We start from the raw sequence: 1,184 nt of genomic DNA, 5'->3' as shown, positions 1-1,184 counted from the left end.
ATGGTATAACACATCGTTATCAGTGTATGGCCCCTCAATAACTCTATTTTCTACAACAGTTATCGACATAATAAAAATGGCCATGAGAACTCCAGGCGCATAATATGAACCACAAATTCTCTTAACAATACGAATCATGCTTTTACTCGTTTCTAGTTGCATTGACAGTAGCTCCAACGTTAATTAGTCAGTCGTCACTAAACCAATGATTAAAATACATAACGCCGCGTTAAGGGGCGCAGGCACGCACTACAAACGTGACCGCATCACACCTTAACCACTAAACCCGACGCAAATTGAAAATGCCACGCGTGCCAAGTCCCTCTTTAACGCTTTGTTAGGCGCGCAGCTGTAATTGGTAAAAATCGGTTTCATCGTGCTTCGGATTAGCGCAACAATATACCCAACCATTACGCTTATAGAACCTTAACGCCCTGGCGTTCGTTCTACTCACGGAAAGCACAGCACGATCACAACCAGCTCGTGCTAATTCTGTTTCGATGTAGACCTGAACTTGCTGGCTCAAACCAGAACCGCGAACTTCAGGCAACAAGTAAACCAAATGAACATAACCGGTCTCTGGCTCGGGTGAAAAGGAACGAAACTCTAACTGCCCTACCAATTTTCCATCCAACCAGATATGGATGTAAAACCAACCTGCTCCAGATTGCCTTTCTTGAACTCGTTCTCGATAACCTGCTATGAAATCATCAAAACCCGAAAAGGTCTCGAAACTGCAATAGTAAGCATCCTTTCGAGCAGCTACGCAAAAATCATAATCTTGCGCCAAATTGATCACTTTAAATTCTACGTTCATCCCTAATCCTAAAGTGAATAGCGCCTAACGCCCGGTTAAGGGGCTGACAACGCCAAACACTGAACCTAAAATAGCAATCGTAATCACACATGTTGATTTGAAAAAAACCGCCACGCGTTGGCAGTCCCTCTTTAACCGTTTGTTATACCCGTTTTTAAAACCTTTATTTTTTAGCTGTTCCGCTAAATTCCTCTTCCTGCAAATTCTCAGCTGCACCCATTTCACCGATAGAAAATAGAAAACTACCGATAAAAGACAAGGTTTCATTAGCAGCCCTTTCAGGAAAATCATCGGCTTTCTCGACACTCTGAGGTTCAATTACATTTTTACAAACAATGCTCGCACACCCTGTTTCATCTGGATACAA

2 protein-coding genes are annotated in these 1,184 nt (G+C 42.7%); both read right to left on the bottom strand.

Features of this window, described 5'->3' with window-relative positions; all coding sequences use genetic code 11:
• Positions 1-337 precede the first annotated feature (337 nt).
• Positions 338-817 (bottom strand): GNAT family N-acetyltransferase, encoded by a 480-nt coding sequence (locus R8N28_RS25875; protein ID WP_318183739.1) that lies wholly within the window; start codon positions 815-817, stop codon positions 338-340.
• A 163-nt stretch (positions 818-980) separates the two neighbouring features.
• Positions 981-1,184, bottom strand: a 204-nt coding sequence (locus R8N28_RS25870) for a hypothetical protein (RefSeq protein WP_318183738.1), incomplete at its 5' end; no start/stop codon positions are given.

This window comes from Vibrio sp. Vb1554, from assembly GCF_033344235.1.
Note: the sequence above shows the minus strand (reverse complement) of the source record. Positions and strands in the feature narration are given on the sequence as shown.